General features: G+C 66.3%; 18 protein-coding genes. 7 read left to right on the top strand and 11 right to left on the bottom strand.

Annotation, left to right across the window (positions count from 1 at the left end; translation table 11 throughout):
• Positions 1-141 precede the first annotated feature (141 nt).
• The 3 genes from pyk to L1F06_RS18275 all read right to left on the bottom strand — a co-directional run bounded on the left by pyk (position 142) and on the right by L1F06_RS18275 (position 3,449).
• Positions 142-1,593 (bottom strand): pyruvate kinase, encoded by a 1,452-nt coding sequence (pyk, locus tag L1F06_RS18285; RefSeq protein ID WP_012019363.1) that lies wholly within the window; start codon positions 1,591-1,593, stop codon positions 142-144.
• Positions 1,594-1,665: 72 nt separating this feature from the next.
• Positions 1,666-2,574 (bottom strand): universal stress protein, encoded by a 909-nt coding sequence (locus tag L1F06_RS18280; protein WP_012019362.1) that lies wholly within the window; start codon positions 2,572-2,574, stop codon positions 1,666-1,668.
• Between the two features lie 68 nt (positions 2,575-2,642).
• Positions 2,643-3,449 (bottom strand): tetratricopeptide repeat protein, encoded by an 807-nt coding sequence (locus L1F06_RS18275; protein WP_003245925.1) that lies wholly within the window; start codon positions 3,447-3,449, stop codon positions 2,643-2,645.
• Positions 3,450-3,601: 152 nt separating this feature from the next.
• Here L1F06_RS18275 and L1F06_RS18270 point away from each other — a divergent pair, with 152 nt between their 5' ends.
• The 3 genes from L1F06_RS18270 to L1F06_RS18260 all read left to right on the top strand — a co-directional run bounded on the left by L1F06_RS18270 (position 3,602) and on the right by L1F06_RS18260 (position 4,887).
• Positions 3,602-3,976: a tetratricopeptide repeat protein gene (locus L1F06_RS18270; RefSeq protein WP_012019361.1), complete on the top strand. Its 375-nt coding sequence runs from the start codon at positions 3,602-3,604 to the stop codon at positions 3,974-3,976.
• A 72-nt stretch (positions 3,977-4,048) separates the two neighbouring features.
• Positions 4,049-4,471, top strand: a complete 423-nt coding sequence (locus L1F06_RS18265) for a DUF4124 domain-containing protein (protein WP_012019360.1) — start codon at positions 4,049-4,051, stop codon at positions 4,469-4,471.
• Positions 4,472-4,530: 59 nt separating this feature from the next.
• Entirely contained in the window at positions 4,531-4,887 is a 357-nt protein-coding gene (locus tag L1F06_RS18260; RefSeq protein WP_003245922.1) for a PilZ domain-containing protein, read from the top strand.
• An 8-nt stretch (positions 4,888-4,895) separates the two neighbouring features.
• Here the strand turns inward: L1F06_RS18260 and L1F06_RS18255 are convergent, their stop codons facing one another.
• The 7 genes from L1F06_RS18255 to L1F06_RS18225 form a co-directional block, all read right to left on the bottom strand.
• Positions 4,896-5,789, bottom strand: coding sequence for an amino acid ABC transporter substrate-binding protein (locus L1F06_RS18255; RefSeq protein ID WP_012019359.1), 894 nt, complete (start codon positions 5,787-5,789; stop codon positions 4,896-4,898).
• 11 nt (positions 5,790-5,800) lie between these two features.
• Positions 5,801-7,129, bottom strand: a complete 1,329-nt coding sequence (gene potE, locus L1F06_RS18250; RefSeq protein ID WP_012019358.1) for a putrescine-ornithine antiporter — start codon at positions 7,127-7,129, stop codon at positions 5,801-5,803.
• Positions 7,130-7,179: 50 nt separating this feature from the next.
• Positions 7,180-7,548 carry a DUF5064 family protein gene (locus L1F06_RS18245; protein WP_003245919.1) on the bottom strand — a complete coding sequence of 123 codons (369 nt, stop codon included), beginning with the start codon at positions 7,546-7,548 and terminating at the stop codon, positions 7,180-7,182.
• Positions 7,549-7,609: 61 nt separating this feature from the next.
• The gene (locus L1F06_RS18240) at positions 7,610-8,569 is read right to left on the bottom strand and encodes an HlyD family secretion protein (RefSeq protein WP_003245918.1); all 960 of its coding nucleotides are present in this window, start codon (positions 8,567-8,569) and stop codon (positions 7,610-7,612) included.
• 3 nt (positions 8,570-8,572) lie between these two features.
• The gene (locus L1F06_RS18235; protein WP_003245917.1) at positions 8,573-8,926 is read right to left on the bottom strand and encodes a DUF3302 domain-containing protein; all 354 of its coding nucleotides are present in this window, start codon (positions 8,924-8,926) and stop codon (positions 8,573-8,575) included.
• 80 nt (positions 8,927-9,006) lie between these two features.
• Positions 9,007-9,678, bottom strand: coding sequence for a DUF3313 domain-containing protein (locus L1F06_RS18230; protein ID WP_012019357.1), 672 nt, complete (start codon positions 9,676-9,678; stop codon positions 9,007-9,009).
• A 156-nt stretch (positions 9,679-9,834) separates the two neighbouring features.
• Positions 9,835-10,638: a SirB1 family protein gene (locus L1F06_RS18225; RefSeq protein WP_012019356.1), complete on the bottom strand. Its 804-nt coding sequence runs from the start codon at positions 10,636-10,638 to the stop codon at positions 9,835-9,837.
• A 100-nt stretch (positions 10,639-10,738) separates the two neighbouring features.
• Here L1F06_RS18225 and L1F06_RS18220 point away from each other — a divergent pair, with 100 nt between their 5' ends.
• The 4 genes from L1F06_RS18220 (at position 10,739) to L1F06_RS18205 (ending at position 15,123) form a co-directional block, all read left to right on the top strand.
• Entirely contained in the window at positions 10,739-11,761 is a 1,023-nt protein-coding gene (locus tag L1F06_RS18220) for a Leu/Phe/Val dehydrogenase (protein ID WP_012019355.1), read from the top strand.
• A 100-nt stretch (positions 11,762-11,861) separates the two neighbouring features.
• Positions 11,862-12,950, top strand: coding sequence for a pyruvate dehydrogenase (acetyl-transferring) E1 component subunit alpha (gene pdhA, locus L1F06_RS18215; protein WP_012019354.1), 1,089 nt, complete (start codon positions 11,862-11,864; stop codon positions 12,948-12,950).
• On the top strand, positions 12,943-13,947 hold the full coding sequence (locus tag L1F06_RS18210) for an alpha-ketoacid dehydrogenase subunit beta (protein ID WP_012019353.1): 1,005 nt from the start codon (positions 12,943-12,945) through the stop codon (positions 13,945-13,947). The genes pdhA and L1F06_RS18210 overlap by 8 nt, the downstream gene beginning before the upstream one ends.
• 69 nt (positions 13,948-14,016) lie before the next feature.
• Positions 14,017-15,123, top strand: a complete 1,107-nt coding sequence (locus tag L1F06_RS18205) for a dihydrolipoamide acetyltransferase family protein (protein ID WP_012019352.1) — start codon at positions 14,017-14,019, stop codon at positions 15,121-15,123.
• Between the two features lie 27 nt (positions 15,124-15,150).
• On the opposite strand, the gene L1F06_RS18200 is transcribed toward L1F06_RS18205, so the two are convergent.
• Complete coding sequence (locus tag L1F06_RS18200; RefSeq protein WP_012019351.1) at positions 15,151-16,017, bottom strand: DMT family transporter; 867 nt, start codon at positions 16,015-16,017, stop codon at positions 15,151-15,153.
• Between the last annotated feature and the right edge of the window lie 46 nt (positions 16,018-16,063).

The following is a 16,063-nucleotide window of genomic DNA, read 5'->3' as shown; positions in this document are numbered from 1 at the left end:
CAAAAGCGCTGGTGCGCATGGCGCACCCTGCGGGATGGCGCAGGTTGCGTAGGGTGTCGCGGGGCCCCTAGGCCGCGCGCACTGCCGGCTAGAAAAAAGAAAAGGCCGCTTATCGAGCGGCCTTTTGCATGTGCAGATCACTTACACCATCGGATCGCCGACGTGCAGGATCTTCATGGTGTTGGTGCCGCCGGTACCGTGGTAGCTGTCGCCCTTGGTCAGGATGACCCAGTCGCCCGGCTCGACCACGCCACGCTTGAGCAGCTCGTCCACCGCGGCCTGGCTGACCTTGTTGGCCGGCAGCGAGGCCGGATCGAAGGGCACGGTGTAGACGCCGCGGAACAGCGCCACGCGCGCCTGCGCCTCGCGGTGCGGGGTGAAGGCGAAGATCGGGATCGACGAGCGGATGCGCGACATGATCAGCGGGCTGTAGCCACTCTCGGTCAGGCTGATGATGGCCTTGACCCCGGGGAAGTGGTTGGCGGTGTACATGGTCGCCAGGGCGATGCTTTCGTCGCAGCGCTCGAAGGTGCGACCCAGGCGATGGCTGGACTGCTTGCTGGTCGGGTGTTTCTCCGCGCCCAGGCACACGCGGGCCATGGCCTCGACCGCTTCCACCGGGTATTCGCCGGCGGCGCTTTCGGCCGACAGCATCACCGCATCGGTGTAGTCCAGCGCGGCGTTGGCTACGTCGGACACCTCGGCGCGGGTCGGCATCGGGCTGTGGATCATCGACTCCATCATCTGCGTGGCGGTGATCACCGCTTTGTTCAGGCGGCGAGCGTGGGCAATGATCTTTTTCTGAATGCCGACCAGTTCGGCGTCGCCGATTTCCACGGCCAGGTCGCCACGAGCCACCATCACCGCATCGCTGGCGCGGATCAGGCCGTCAAGGGCCTCGTCGTCGGCCACCGCTTCGGCGCGTTCGATCTTGGCCACCAGCCAGGCAGTGCCGCCGGCTTCGGTGAGCAGTCGGCGGGCGTATTCCATGTCGGCCGCATCGCGCGGGAAGGACACGGCCAGGTAGTCCAGCTCCATTTCCGCGGCGACCTTGATGTCGGCCTTGTCCTTGTCGGTCAGCGCCGGTGCGGTCAGGCCGCCGCCGCGGCGGTTGATGCCCTTGTTGTCCGACAGCGGGCCGCCGATCACGACGCGGCAGTGCAGCTCGTCCGCGCCCTTGAGTTCGACGCGCATGACCACGCGACCATCGTCCAGCAGCAGCTCGTCACCGACATCGCAGTCCTGAATCAGCGCCGGGTAGTCGATACCCACCACCTCCTGGTTGCCCGCCGCGCGCGAGTGGCTGGAGGAGAGGCGGAACATGTCGCCTTCCTTGAGCTCGATGCGCTTGTTCTCGAACTTGGCGATGCGGATCTTCGGGCCCTGCAGGTCACCGAGCAGCGCGACGTGGCGGCCGTGCTTGGCGGCCAGCTCGCGGACCAGGGCGGCGCGCGCCTTGTGGTCATCGGGGGTGCCGTGGGAGAAGTTCAGGCGGGCCACGTCCAGGCCGGCGAGGATCAGTTGTTCCAGCACTTCCGGCGAACTGCTGGCCGGGCCCAGGGTGGCGACGATTTTGGTGCGGCGAAAGGTCATGCACGAACTCCCTAGTCAACGATTGCCGGGGAGGCTACTACGGCCTTTCGCTGTAGTCATTGTTCCCGTGCACTACCCTTTGCCGTTGGGTTTGATCACCAGCAGATCGCACTCGATGCGTTCCAGCACGCGCTCCGCGGTATGGCCGATGAGCAGGCTGTCCAGATGACCGCGGGCGATGGCGCCCATCAGCAGCAGGTCGATGGCCTGCTCCTGCACGAAGCGCGGGATCACCTCTTCGGCGAAGCCTTCCAGCAGATGGGTCTGCGCCGGGGCGATGGGGTACTGGGCGATGAGCTTGTCGAACGCATCGCGGTGCTCGCGGGCGCACTGGGCCACGTAGTTGTCGTACTCCTGGGCTACCTCGGCATCGAACAGCAGCGAGCGCGGCAGTGGCGCCAGGCTGTGCAGGTAGTGGGGCTGCAGGCCCAGCTGGCGCTGCAGCTCCAGGCTGACGCCGATCAGCTGGTGGTCCAGCGCCGCCGGCTTGTCCGCGCTGTGCAGCGGGTCGAGCGCCGCACACAGACGCCGGCCACGCCACGGGCCCTCGTGCACCAGCCACAGCGGCACCGGACAGCGGCGGATCAGCTGCCAGCTGGTATCGCTCAGCAGCAGGCGGCGCAGGGCGCTGCTGGGATGGGTCGACTTGAACACCACGTCGGGCTGCAGCACGGCGATGCGGGCGAGCACTTCCTCATGGCGGCGCTTGCCCCAGCGTACTTCCACTTCGATATCGAGGCCGGCCTCGCGCAGATCGGCGACCCTGGCGGTCAGCTCAGCGTGGCGCTCCTCGCGCATGGCATCGCGTGCGCGGGCGAGCAGGTGGCTGTCCAGCAGGCCGCCTTCGAGGCTGGGGTGGTATTCGACCTGCAGCAGGTGCAGCTTCGCGCCGGTTCTGCCGGCCAGCTCGGCGGCGCGCTGCAGGGCGGGTTGGCGGTCATGCTCGGCGTCGATGACGACCAGCAGTCGTTCGAGTTTCATGGCAGTGGCCTCGCCTGGGGGTGTTTTTGAATTACAGACCAGGACGCGGCCATCGGCATTGATGTGGATCAGCGCTGCGTCGGGTTCAGGGCCAGATCCAGATGGCGGGCGGCCTTGGCGTTGAGCTCGCCGTTGGGGTACTGCACCAGCAGGCGGCGCAGGTAGGCGATGGCCTTGTCGCGATCGGCCCTGGGGTTGTCCGCCGCCATGTGCATCAGGGCCAGCTGATACAGCGCCTTCTCCTTGATGTCGGCGGGTACGTGCGGATCGGCCAGGCCCAGCAGGTAGAGCTGCTCGGCTTCTTCGACCCGGCCCTTGAGCACGGCGCGGCGCGACAGCAGGGTCATGTCCGGGTCGAGGCTGGGCTTGTACAGGTCGAGGTTGTCACTCGGCTGCCAGTGCGCCAGCAGCTCGCGCGAGGTCTTGTGGATGGGCTCGTCGCCGCGCTGACGGATCAGCTCGATGCGCGCTTCGGAGCGGCTGGCCGCCTGGGTGGCCGGAAACTCGTTGAGCACCTGGTAGAAGTAGTTGAGCGCCTTGGCGTCGTCGCGCTGCTCGTTGAAGCGGTTCATGTAGATCAGGCCGATCTGGTACAGGGCGATGGCGCGCACTTCGCCGCTCAGCTGGCGGTCGCGGTAGCCCTCCAGGTACAGCATCTCGGCCTTGTCGCTATGGGCGTCGCGGATGGCCATGGCGCTGTAGGTGAGCAGGTCGCCTTCGTCCTCGATGGCGGCCGTCATGCGCTTGGTTTTCAACGCCTTGTATTCCACCAGCTCGTTGGTGGTGACCTGGGCGATGAACAGCGGGGTGGTCGGTGCGCAGGCGCCTAGCAGGCTGGCGCCGATGACGAGGGGAAGCAGGCGGGCGAACGGCATGCGGGCTCCTTGGCCGGAACGGGCCGGTGCCGCGCAGTCTAGTCAGCGCAGCGGGACCGCGCCAAGGCGCAACGGGCAAAACCCAACGGAGGTTTGTCGCTGTTCAGTTTTTCACCTGGCTGTCGATACACTGCTCAGCGGAGGAACTGCCCATGCGAACCCTGATCATCCTGGCCGTGGCACTGGTTGCCACGGGTTGTACCCGTTGGTCGCTCGACCATCATCTGAACAATGCCTATCGCGCCTATGAAGACGGCGACTGCGCGCGCGTCGCCCTGGAGCTGTCGCAGGCCGAGCGCAAGAGCCGCTCGCGCAGCTATCTGCAACCGGAAATCTCGCTGCTGCGCGGCCAGTGCCTGGAGCGCGAGAGCCTGTTCGTCGACGCGGCGCAGACCTATCAGTTCATCATCAGCCGTTACCCGGCCAGCGAATACGCCTACCGCGCCCGTGCCCGTCTGCAGACGCTGGAGCAGCTTGGCCATCATCGTCCGATCGAGCCGGCCAAGGCCAGCCCCGCCGCCTTGTAAGCCACCGGTCAGGGCCGTTTCCCGGGCCTGCGCCGCGGTATAAGCTGACGCTGTCTCTCACGGAGGATGAACATGCGTGGCCTGTTGCTGATCGCCTGGATGCTGCCGACGCTGGCAGCCGCGGAAATCTATCGCTGGACCGACGAGCAGGGCCGGGTGCATTTCGGCCAGCGCCCGGTGGCCGGGGCCGAGCCGGTCGAGGTGAAGCCCCAGGTGATCAAGCGCGATTCGCACACGCGTGAGCGTGAGGCGCGCAGCCAGCGCTTCTACGAGGCGCGTCGCGAGGAGCAGCAGCAGGCCGCTGCCGCCGCGGCATCGCAGCGCGAGGCGCGCGCCAGCGAATGCCGCGAGTTGCGCACGCGCCTGGCGCAGATGCCGGAGGGCAATCGCTATTACCGCGAGGGCAGCAATGGCGAGCGTATTTATTTCAGTGATGAAGAGACCGACGCCGCTCGTCGCCAGTTACGGGCGCGCATCGCCGAGCGTTGTAGCTGAGGCTGGTTAAGCGGCCGCAGGCGCGCCATACTCAAGACCCCTTGTAGCGATTCGCCAGCATGCCTAGTCAACGTCGAATCGAACGCCATCAGTTGCCCTACTACCTGAAGGTGTTCAACCGCATCACCGACAAACCGATGGGCTCCATCGGCAATGTCTCCCTGGACGGCCTGATGCTCATCAGTCAGCTGCCGCTCCTGGTGGGGGCGCGCTTCGACATGCGCCTGAAGATTCCCGGTCAGCAGGGCATGCATTTCATCGACTTTTCCGCCACCTGCCAGTGGTGCCGCGAAGATGTCACCCCCGGCAGCTACGACTCCGGCTTCGCCCTGGTGGCGCCGCCGGCCGACTACGTGGAAATGGTCGATGCCCTGCGCTACTACTTCAGCTTCCACAGCATGGCGGCCTCGGCCTGAGCCTTCGTTCAGGGGCGCGAATTGAGCCGCAACATCAGCCGACTCTGCTCGCTGAGCTCACCGAAATAACTGCGATAGAGCGCTTCGCCTTCCTCGGAGCGGTTCAGTCTGCTGAGCGCGGTATCCACCAGCAGGCGGAAGTCCTCGTCATCACGGGCAAGCGGCATGGCCACCGATTCCACAGCGAACAACCGCTCCGGAACCCATAACTGTGCGCCCTGGGGATGTTGCGCCTGATAGTTGAGCAGAACCAGGCTATCGGCGAAGAACGCGTCGACCTGCCGGGTGACGACCTGCTCGACTCCCTCCCGATTGCTGTCCACCTCGACCAGTTCGGATTGCAGGCCGAGTTGGCGAATGCGCGTGCGCGCCCAGTCCACGCTGACCGTACCCTTGAGCACGGCGAAGCGATGGCGGTTCAGGCCACGGTTGATGGTGGCGCGCCAGGTAGGGCCACTGTGAGCCGGCTCGCCCTTGAGGGGAAGCATCAGGGACGCGGGCGCATCCTGGCGGACCAGGATGCCCAGGCCGGCGGTGAAGATCGGCAGGGAGAAGCTGACCCGGCGACGGCGCTCCAGACTCTCCACCACGGGGGCGCAGAGAATGTCGACCTTTCCGTCCGTTACCGCATCGAGCATATCCAGGGGCGTGAGGGGCCGATAGCGTACAGGCAGCTCCGGGAGGGCCAACTGTTGCTTCACCAGGCTGGCGACATGACGGCATAGATCGATGGAATAGCCGCTTGCCTGCGCGGCATCGCCATCGGAGAAGGGCAGGTTGCCGGGCACGAAGCCCAGCACGAACTGACCCTCCTCACGGATACGTTCCAGGGTGGTGGCGTTCGCCGCGACCGGCAGCCATGCGCAAAGAAACAGTAATCGCGCCAGATATGGAATAGGCATGCTGGCTGCTCCTATGGCCGGCCAAGGTTGTCCAGGGTGCCGACGAAGCGTTTGGCGATACTGCCGAACAGCAGATACCCGACCACCATCACCAGTGCCGCACCGAACACCGCCTCCAGGCCCGAGGCATACAGGGCATAAAAGCAGTACAGCATGGCCACCAGCAGAATCGCTCCGTTGCGGCGGAAGATGCGCGGCTCGACCTGGGCCTTGTACATGATCACCAACAGGCCGGTCAGGGAGGTGATGTAGGGGATGATGTTGGTCACTGCAGCCAGGCCGACGAGCTTGTTGAACTGTGCGCTCGCATTGGGCGAGATGGTCGACAACGCGATCAGGGTCTGCAGGACGCCGCAGAAAAGCAGGCCGAGTAGGGGCGCGTTGCGGGCGCTGACCCGGGTGAACAGCTTAGGGAACATGCCTTGTTCCGCGGTGACCTTGGCCGTCTGTGCCAGGGTGAACTGCCAGCCCAGCAGTGAGCCCAGACAGGCCATCACCGCCAGGGCCATGATGATGTTGCCCACGCTGTCGTTGAACATCTGTGCATAGACCAGAGCGAAGGGCGCGCTGGAGTTGGCCAGTTCCGGGTTGGGAACGATGCCCTGAATCACGCTGGTTGACAGCACATAGACCACGGCGGCCCCGAGCGTGCCGAACAGGCAGGCGAGCGGCACGTTGCGCTTGGGATCTTCCACTGCATCGGAGTTCTGCGCCGCTGACTCCATGCCGAGAAACGCCCACAGAGTGAGCGGAATGCTTTGCGCGATGGCATCGCTGGTGCGCAGACCGTTGGGGTTCCAGGCTTCTCTGAACAGGCTTGGCTCGAACCAGAACCAACCGATCAGGCCCAGGCCCGCCACGGGAATGATGACCCCCCATACGGTCACTGCACCGAGGCGCCCGGTGAGGCTGGGGCCGCCGAGATTGGCCAGTATGGTCAGCCAGATGAGAGCGATGGTGCCGGCTACCACGGCCACGGCTCCGCTGCCCAGCCAGGGAAAGAAGGGCGTCAGGTAGCCGACGGCGGAAATGCCGATGGCCACGTTGCCGATCACCAAGGAAAGAAAGTACAGATAGGAGCACAGAAAGAACGCGGACTTGCCGTGGGCCTCCTCGCTGTAGGCAGACATGCCGCCGGGTCGCGGACAATAGATGCCGCATTGTGCGAAGCCGTAGGCAATGGCCATCGAGCCGATCGCAGTGACTAGCCACGACAGCAACGAAACCGCGCCCAGCTGAGCCATGCTCGAAGGCAACATGATGATGCCCGAGCCCATCATGTTAACCGCTACCAGGGTGGTCAGGCCCACAAGGCCCATCTTCCTGCCTGTCTCGGCCATGATCCGTTCCTCACGCTTGAGATAGATGGCTGTGGGCACAGAACGAGACGTTAGAAGCCGTCTTTTTCCAGGTTATCGAAGTTCACCGGTTCACCGGTCCGGATCTCCAGCTTCCTGCGGATATCCGCGAACATCGCGTCGTATTCGCTGTGGCTGCGCATGATCGGGCTGGCATTCACCGGCAGCCCCTGTTTCACCGCTGCCTTGGCTATGCGACTGGCGAAGTTGAAAGCGGTATCGCGGTGCATTTCAAACTCGTCGGTGAAGCTTCGGCCGTTAACCTGGCCGGTCATCCGGAAATGCAGCAGGACACCCTCTTTGGGGTCATGACGTACGTCGTAGTAGACGTCGATATCGAAGTCGGGGACGCCGGGTATCCCCGGTTGCTTCTTGCGGTTGAGATGGCCTGGCTCGAACATGTTGGGCTCCTGTCTGTGTTGCGCGGCGTCACGCTCTCAATCGGGGCGCCGGCGAATCTCATCAGTGGAAGGGGAATATGTAATTCATCCAGGCAGCCATCCGCAGGAGCACCTTGCGCAGAATCGCCACGTGGGGAAAGTGCTCGGAGTAGAGTGCAGCTTGGCCATAGGCACCGCCCGGTATCAGGTCCTTGAAGGGTTCGAAGGCCGGGTCGGTAATCTCCAGCACCACCGGCACGCGTCCGGCCGGCATGGCGCCGGTGACGCCGATCAGATGGCCGCCCGGCTGCACCTGCCCCTCGGCGATCACGGGTTGCACCTGCTTGACGCGTGCCTGGAAAACCTTGCCGGGTAAGCCGTCCAGAGCGATCTCAGCCGAGTCGCCCGGTGTCAGACGCAGCTGGCTGTTCTGGCGCATCCAGGCAACGTAAGCGTAGTCCTCATGGGGCACGAAGATCGCCGAAGGACGCAGCGGCATCTTCGTTGCGTAGATACCCGGGCGCAGCACCACCTGCGTCACATAGCCGCGCGATGGTGCCCGCACCACCGTGTTGTCCAACTCGAACTGGGCGATATTGAGCTGCGCCTGCAGGTCGTCCACGCGAGCGGTGGTGATGTCCAGGTCGCGCCGGTTGCCCAGATTGCGCTTGACCAGTTCACTGGCGCGGAACTGGTCACCCCTGGCCGACACCAACTGGGCCTTGATAGACCGCACGCGATTTTCGAAGGGGGTGGGGTCGATGCGAAAGATCACGTCGCCCTTTTCCAGCATGTGGTTACCGAGTACCGGTACCTCGATCACCTGGCCACTCACGGCCGGCACTATCGGGGTGCTGGCGAAGTAGCTGCGCGTGACCTCGGAATAGGGGTGGTTGTAGTTCATCAGGAAGATCAGCGTGCCGATCAGCACGATACCGCCGAGTACTGCAGTGGGCACCGTCCACTTGTTCAACGGAATCCTGAATATCTTGAAGATGGCAACGCAGATGGCGGTGTAGGTCAGTATCAGCAGCAGGTCCATGGCTTAGTCCCTCGCCTCGAACGGTGCTTCGGCGGCCGGTCGTTCCAGTGCATCCAGGCGGGCGGTGAGCTCGGCCACCTGTTGTTCGAGCTGCTGCAGGCGCGTCTGATCCACCTTGGGCGTGGTGGCGAAGCCCCAGCCGCGATCCTCCCGGTAGAGGGTCGCCCAGATCCACAGGAACGGCCAAATCGCATGCAGGGTGAACAGGCTGATCCAGCCCGCCACGTGGATGGCATCCTGCTGCGGATGGTTGCGATGCACCGCGATCTCATAGGGAATGTCATGAATCGCGATGACGCCGTAGAACAGAACCACGGCGGCGAATATCAGTACACCCAAGGCGAAGTAGTCCAGCATACGGCCCCCGAATCATTCGTTCAGAAGACAGTCTGGGCGGTGCCGCTCGGCTGGTTTGCGGCGGTACCGAGCAGTTGGTCCTAACGTTTCGCCCTGAGCTGCTCGATGGACTGGCGCATATCGCTGGCCCAGCCATCAATCACTGGCTTGACGTTCTCGACGCTGAGTACCTGGTGATCGTTCTCCAGATTAAGGCCCGTACCCTTGCGCACGACCTGTGCGACGACGCGGCTGTTCTGCGCGTCGATCACCGCCGCCTCGGTAGCGATCTCCACCTGTTGGTCGCGTGTCCCGGCCGCCGTGCTCGCGGCAGCCACCATCAGGGCAATGGGAATGACTTCGTAGGGTTGCAGGCCTTCAGTGGACGCCGAGACGGCTGTGATGGCCGGGCGCAGCACCAGGGTGCCGGCGGAAGGCGTGTCGGTAAGCGGCATGACCTTGCCCAGCTCGCGGCGCAGAGCCGCATCGAAATACTGGGTGATGTCTTGCAGCGTATCCTGCGACAGTCGTGGACTTGGTTGGGGCGTTGGGTAGAACTGACTGGGCTCGAGCAACAACTGGTTGTAACGACCGACCTGCAGATCCGGATCGACCCAGCGTGCCACCTTTGCCCCGGAGGGTGACTGCTGTTCGCTGAGACGACTGTAATCTTGCAGGAAACCCGAGTACTGCTCGGGCGCCACCAGCGTGTTGGAACATGCGGCAGTCCCGATGAGTGCCGCCAATAACGACATACCAAGGAGCTTTCGCATCTTCATCCCCACACAGAATGAGAACAGTGCCTGATCGGCAGCACCCAGGTACTGGCAGAGCGCCGAATTCTTCGCAGTGTAGTTGAAGAAAAAGCAATTCAAGGGATGGCTGAGAAAATCTCGCATGCCTGCTGAAGCCCCCGGGGCAGAGGCTTTTCAGTGCAATGCCGCTGCGCTTTCCAGACCGCGCAAACGCTGCTGCAATTGCAGGCGCAGGCCTTCGTCTTCGCAGAACAGCAGCGCGCGTTCGAGGTCGTAGCGTTCGCCCTGCGGGCACTCCAGCTGCTGATAGACATCGGCGCGAGCCAGGTGATCGACCAGGGTTGGCGGGCCAAGCTGCAGGACACGCTCGGCATCCTTGAGCGCAGCCAGGGCATCATCGTGCTGCAGGTGCAGCAGGCGCAGATTGCGCGACAGGCGTTGCAGCATGGCAGGGGCGTCGGCGGTCTGCAGGTGCGCTGCGCTCAGCTCGATATTCGGGCCGAGCTGGCGGTGGAGCAGGTCCCGACAGTCGCGGGTGTACAGGCGGCGCCCGCCACAGGGATCGAGCAGATGGTCGGCGCCGGGTACGCGCAGCAGGAAGTGGCCGGGGAAGTTCACCCCCTGCAGGGGAATATCCAGCCGTCGCGCCAGTTCCAGGGCGATCAGCGCCAGTACCAGCGGTTGCCCGCGGCGGTTGCGCAGCACCTTGTGCAGCAGGGCATGCTGCGGCCGCGTCATGCCTTCGTCATCTTCCTGATAGTCCAGCTCGGCGAGGCGGCGCAGCAGCGGCTGGGCCAGCTCGCGGGCGGGCAGCGCGGGCAGGCCGGCGCTGACCTGCAGCTGCAACCCCTGCAGCTCGTCGAGCACCCTGGCCGGTTGCAACTGGGCATCATGTTCCGCAGCGATCCACAACGCCGCTTCGAACAGGGCGGGCGGATCGCGTTGCAGGCACTGCAGGCAGGCTTGGCGTGGGCTCATGGCTTCCTCCATTGGCTTGTGCTCTTGTAGTCCGACGCGTCGCTCCCGTCCAGTGCAGGTCACCTATACTCAGTCCTGAACTCAGACCGGGAGCGAGCCCATGTTCAGCATGATGGAAGCCGCCCGCCTCGAGGCCCTGCACCTGGCCCAGGATCCGGCCACCGGCCTCAAGGCCGTCATCGCCATTCACAACACCCGACTCGGGCCGGCTCTCGGCGGCTGCCGTTATCTGGCCTACCCCGACGAGCAGAGTGCCATCCGCGATGCCGCGCGCCTGGCCCAGGGCATGAGCTACAAGGCCGCCCTGGCCGGCATCGATCACGGCGGCGGCAAGGCGGTGATCATCCGCCCGCCGCATGTCGCCAATCGTGCGGCGCTGTTCGAGGCCTTCGGGCGCTTCATCGAGACGCTGGGCGGTCACTACATCACCGCCATGGACAGCGGCACCTCCAGCCTCGACATGGACTGCATCGCCCAGCACACCCGCCACGCCACCAGCACCACCAGTGAGGGCGACCCGTCGCCGCATACCGCGCTGGGGGTGTTCGCCGGCATACGGGCCACCGCCCAGGCGCGCCTCGGCAGCGATGACCTGGAGGGGCTGCGCATCGCCATCCAGGGCCTTGGCAACGTCGGTTACGCCCTGGCCGAGGAGCTGCACGCGGCCGGTGCCGAGCTGCTGGTCAGCGACCTCGACCCCGGCCGGGTGCAGCTGGCGGTGGAGCAGCTCGGCGCTCACCCGATCGCCAGCGAGGCGCTGCTCACCACGCCCTGCGACATCCTCGCGCCCTGCGGTCTGGGCGGCGTGCTCAACGCACAGACCGTCGGCCAGCTGCGCTGCGCCGCGGTGGCCGGGGCGGCCAACAACCAGCTGGCCAGCCCGGAGATCGCCGACGAGCTGGAGGCGCGCGGCATTCTCTATGCGCCGGACTACGTGCTCAACGCCGGAGGGCTGATCTACGTGGCGCTGCGTCATCGCGGCGAGGAACTGGCGGCGATCACCGCCCACCTGGCGCAGATCAGCCTGCGTCTGACGGAAATCTACGCCCACGCCCAGGCCGACAAGCGCTCGCCGGCGCGAGTCGCCGACAGCCTGGCCGAGCGTCTGCTTTACGGGCCCTGAGGCCCGGGCGTTCGTCCGGCCTACCCGCAGGACGGCGCGCATTCCCCAGGTCACGAGCCCGGGGTCAACAAGGTGTCCACAAGATGCCGAGGAGATTGCCATGCCCGACAAGCTGAAGTTACCCCATACCCGTTATCTGGCGCCCGACGGTGCGCCCTGTGCCGAGCTGCCGGCCTGGAGCGACGACTTCGACCTGCTCATCCGTCTGTACCGGCAGATGCTGCTGACCCGCCTGTTCGACCAGAAGGCGGTGGCGCTGCAGCGCACCGGGCGCATTGGTACCTACGCGCCGACCATCGGCCAGGAGGCCATCGGTGTGGCCATCGGCGCGACCATGCAGGCCGACGACGTGCTGGTGCCTTATTACCGCGACACCGCGGTGCAGGTGATGCGCGGCGTGCGCATGGAGGAGATCCTGCTCTATTGGGGCGGCGACGAGCGCGGCAGCGCCTATGTCGACCCGGCGGTGGCCGAGGACTTCCCGCTCTGCGTGCCCATCGCCACCCAGGCCCTGCATGCCTGTGGCGTGGCCAGCGCGTTCAAGATCCGCGGTCAGCACCGCGTGGCGGTGACCACCTGCGGCGACGGCGCCACCAGCAAGGGCGACTTTCTCGAGGCGCTCAACGTCGCCGGCGCCTGGCAATTGCCGGTGGTGTTCGTGGTCAACAACAACCAGTGGGCCATCTCGGTGCCGCGGCGCATCCAGTGCGGTGCGCCGACCCTGGCGCAGAAGGCGCTCGGCGCCGGCTTTGCCGGTGAGCAGGTCGATGGCAACGATGTGCTGGCAGTCTACGACCGCATGCAGGTGGCGCTCGAACGTGCGCGCCAGGGCAAGGGGCCGACCTTGATCGAATGCCTGAGCTACCGCCTGGGCGATCACACCACCGCCGACGACGCGACGCGCTATCGCCCGGCCGAGGAGGTCAAGCAGGCCTGGCAGGAGGAGCCGGTGGCGCGCCTGCAGGCTTTCCTGGTGCGCCAGGGCGTATGGAATGCGCAGCGCGAGCAGGCCCTGGTCGGCGAATGCCAGGCCGAGGTGCAGCGCGCGGTGGAGGCCTTCGAGGCGACCACGCCGGCGCCAGTCGAGGATGCGCTGGAGCATGTCTACGGCAAATGGCCGCAGGCCCTGGCCGAGCAGCGCGAATGGCTGCGCGAACGTGCCGCGCGGCGGGAGGTGGACCATGAGTGAGAAGCCAGCCCCGAGCGAAAAGAAGGTCAGCCTGCTGGAGGCGGTCAACCTGGCCCTGCACCGGGCCATGGCCGAGGATGAGAACGTCGTGGTGCTGGGCGAGGACATCGGCGTCAACGGCGGGGTGTTCCGCGCCACTGCCGGGTTGCGCGATGCATTCGGCTTCAAGCGGGTGATCGACACCCCGCTGGCCGAAACCATGATCGCCGGGCTCAGCGTCGGCATGGCGGCGCAGGGGCTCAAGCCGGTGATGGAGATCCAGTTCATGGGCTTCATCTACCCGGCCCTGGATCACCTGATCTGCCACGCCAGCCGCCTGCGCAATCGCACCCGCGGCCGCCTCAGCTGCCCCATGGTGCTGCGCACGCCGATGGGCGCCGGGATTCGCGCCCCCGAGCATCACAGCGAGAGCACCGAGGCGCTGCTGGCGCATATCCCCGGCCTGCGCGTGGTCATCCCCTCGTCGCCGGCGCGCGCCTACGGCCTGCTGCTGGCGGCCATCGACGACCCGGACCCGGTGGTGTTTCTCGAACCCACCCGGCTATACCGCATGAACCCGCAGCCGCTGGCCGACGACGGCAGGCGCCTGCCACTGGACAGCTGCTTCACCCTGCGCGAGGGCCGCGACCTGACCCTGGTCAGCTGGGGCGCGAGCATCCACGAGACGCTGCAGGCCGCCGACCGGCTGGCCGAACGCGGCATCGCCGCCGAGGTGATCGACGTCGCCTGCGTCAAGCCGCTGGACGTCGACACCCTGGAGGCCTCGGTGCGCAAGACCGGGCGCTGCGTGATCGTCCACGAGGCGCCTAAGAGCTGCGCGGTCGGCGCGGAAATCGCCGCCAGCCTGTACGAGCGTGCGCTGCTCGACCTGCAGGCGCCGATCCAGCGGGTCACCGCGCCGGACATTCCGCCGCCGCTGTATCGCCTGGAGCAGCTGTACATCCCCGGTGTCGAGGACATCCTCGCCGCCTGCGAGACGGTGCTGGAGTACGCCTGAATCAGTGATACGCGCGGCGTCGCGTAGGGTGCGCCGTGCGCACCGGCAGAATCGACGGGAGAACGCACGATGAAATATTTCAAACTGCCCGATCTGGGCGAGGGCCTGCAGGAAGCCGAGATCGTCGAGTGGCACGTCAAGGCCGGCGACACGGTCAAGGCCGACCAGTTGCTGGTGTCGGTGGAAACCGCCAAGGCCATAGTCGACATTCCCGCGCCCTATGACGGGGTGCTGGTGAAGACCTTCGGCAAGGAAGGCGACATTCTGCATGTCGGCGAACCGCTGGCCGCCTACGAGGGCGAAGCCGACGCCGGCACCGTGGTCGGGCGCCTGGAGGGTGGTGGCGAGGCTGGCGCGGACAATTTCTTCGTCGGCGCTGCGCCGAGCACCCGCGAACACCTGGCGCCGCGGGCGACGCCGGCGGTACGGCAGCTGGCGCGTCAGCTCGGCGTCGACCTGGCTGCCGTGCAGGGCAGTGGCGCCGACGGCCTGATCACCCGCGCCGATGTCGAGGGCGCCAGCCAGGGCGAGCGCGAGCGCTTCGGCGGCGAGAAATTGCGCGGCGTACGCCGCAGCATGGCGCTGAACATGTCCCGCGCGCATGCCGAGGTGGTGCCGGTGGTGATAGTCGGCGACGCCGATCTGCACCGCTGGCGCGAGGCGCGCGACCCGCTGGTACGCATCGCCCAGGCCATCGCCGTGGCCTGCGAGGCGGAGCCGGTGCTCAACAGCTGGTTCGATGGCAAGAACCTGTCGATCAAGCGCCATGCCCAGCTCGATCTGGGCATCGCCGTGGATACGCCGGACGGCCTGTTCGTGCCCGTGCTGCGCAACGTCGGCGCGCGCAGCGCCGAGGATCTGAAAGAGGGCGTGGCACGCCTGCGCGCCGACGTGCGCGCACGTTCCATCCCGCCGCAGGAGATGATGGGCGCGACCCTGACCCTGTCCAACTTCGGCACCCTGTTCGGCCGCTACGCCAACCCGGTGGTGGTGCCGCCGCAGGTGGCGATCATCGGCGCCGGCGGCATCCGCGACGAGCCGGTGGCGGTCGATGGCCAGGTGGTGGTGCACCCGATCCTGCCGCTGTCGCTGACCTTCGACCACCGCGCCGTCACCGGCGGCGAGGCCGCGCGCTTTCTCAAGGCGCTGGTCGAGGCGCTGCAGCAGCCGGAGTGATGGCCCGGCGTGACGCCGGGCCGGGACTTATCGGCCTTGCGGGGCGAAGCGAAACACCAGTGCCAGGCCCAGCAGGATCGCCGCCATGCCGGCCATGGCGCTGGGCGACAGCAGGTTGCCCAGCAGCAGGTAGTCGAGCAGGGCGGTGACCAGCGGCACCAGGTAGAACAGGCTGGTGACGTTGACCAGGTTGCCGGCGCGGATCAGCCGGTACAGCAACAGCTGTGCGCCCACCGAGATCACCAGGCCCATCCACAGCAGCGGCAGGAGCAGGCCGACATTGAACTGCACCCGCCACTCCTGGGTCGGCAGCAGCGCCAGGCTGGCCAGCAGGCACAGGCCGTACTGCAGCGGCAGGGCGCGCATGGGCGTCTGGTTCAGACCCTTCTGCGCGATGGCGCCGAGCGTGATGCAGACCAGCGCGGCGAGCGCCAGCAGCACGCCGGTCAGCGGCAGCGAGGCGTGCAGCAGGCTGTCGCCGACGATCAGCGCCAGGCCGAGCAGGGCCAGCAGCAGGCCGGCCAGGCGCAACGGCGAGGCGCGCCGCTCCAGCAGCATCAGGGTGAGGATCGGCTGCACGCCGAGCAGGGTGGCGAGCACACCGGGGGTGATGCCGCTGTCCAGCGCCAGCAGGTAGCACAGGCTGTAGCCGCCGATCATCAGCAGCCCGGCCCTGGCCGTGGGCCAGCGCAGGCCGCGTTCGGGCAGCCAGGTGCCCGAATACGCGGCGATCAGTGCCAGCGCCAGGCAGGCGAGGGCGAAGCGCAGGATGAGAAAGGCGAAGGGCGAGGCGTGATCAAGACCCAGGCGAGCGAAGATCGCGCCGCCGGACCAGAGCAGCACGAACAGTGCCGTCGAGCCGCAAGCGGCCAGTGAGGTGGTATCGAAACGCATGGTGAAGCACCTGTCGAAAAATCCGCATGAGCTCCGTGCGCGCAGA

The organism is Pseudomonas hydrolytica (genome assembly GCF_021495345.1).
Taxonomy (GTDB): Bacteria; Pseudomonadota; Gammaproteobacteria; order Pseudomonadales; family Pseudomonadaceae; genus Aquipseudomonas; species Aquipseudomonas hydrolytica.
This window is presented reverse-complemented; position numbering and strand designations above follow the sequence as displayed.